This window comes from Morganella sp. HMSC11D09 (assembly GCF_001807955.1).
Taxonomy (GTDB): Bacteria; Pseudomonadota; Gammaproteobacteria; order Enterobacterales; family Enterobacteriaceae; genus Morganella; species Morganella morganii.
Genome location: NZ_KV791717.1, coordinates 1 through 787 on the forward strand (window position 1 = coordinate 1; position 787 = coordinate 787).

The 787-nt window shown below is 38.4% G+C and carries 2 protein-coding genes; both read left to right on the plus strand.

Going from position 1 to position 787, the window contains the following annotated elements; all coding sequences use genetic code 11:
* Positions 1-40: 40 nt before the first annotated feature.
* A complete protein-coding gene (locus tag HMPREF3119_RS18330) occupies positions 41-409 on the plus strand; it encodes a DUF2528 family protein (protein ID WP_070580513.1) in 369 nt (122 codons plus the stop codon).
* Positions 410-787, plus strand: a 378-nt coding sequence (locus HMPREF3119_RS18335; RefSeq protein ID WP_070580515.1) for a phage protein NinX family protein, incomplete at its 3' end; no start/stop codon positions are given. It abuts the gene before it with no gap.

The following is a 787-nucleotide window of genomic DNA, read 5'->3' on the forward strand; positions in this document are numbered from 1 at the left end:
CTGTGCGGAATGTTGAATTAGTGTGTGCGGAGGTTTTCAGATGAGACAAATTAAAATAAGCTCTGGTGCGTGGCAAAAAGATTTAGAAATGGTTGTCACTGTTATCGATGAAGATAAATTTAAAACTCAGTGTGAGCAAGTTAATAAATTTTATTGTGACGCAGAGTATAGAGCTAAGAAACACGGAAGCCATGAAAAAGCGGGGTTCGCCATGTTCTGCGCTGAGTGTTTTCAACAAATGGCATTCAATAACTTTAAAGACGAAGAATGGCTGACTGAGCAATTCGACTGGTCTAAAGATAAAGGAATTGAAGGGTATCCTTCGTTAGATGATATGGGCATTCGAATCGATGAAATTGAGCCATGGTTTATTGATTACGACGAAATGGAAATTACAGGATGGTGTTAAATGAACAAATATAGTGACAAATCAGACTTTGAGATTAATAAGGCTGTGGCTGTTAATATTAATGGCACTGACTCTGTTTTAGAAAAGTTCGGTAGAATATATATCAGTGATGGCGATAGAGGTGCGATGGTGAGCTTCTCCCCATGCAACAACCCAGCGGACGCATGGCCTATTATTTTAAAAAACAGAATCAGCATTATCATTCCAGGGAATGAATATAGTGATGGTTACAGCACTCCATTTGCTGCAAGTGGATTTGATGATGTTTCTCATATAACCAGAAATACATATTATACAGATGAGGAATCATTCAATCAAAACCCACTACGCGCAGCAATGGAAGTATTCCTGATGATGAAAGAGGCGGAGAATGAAAAA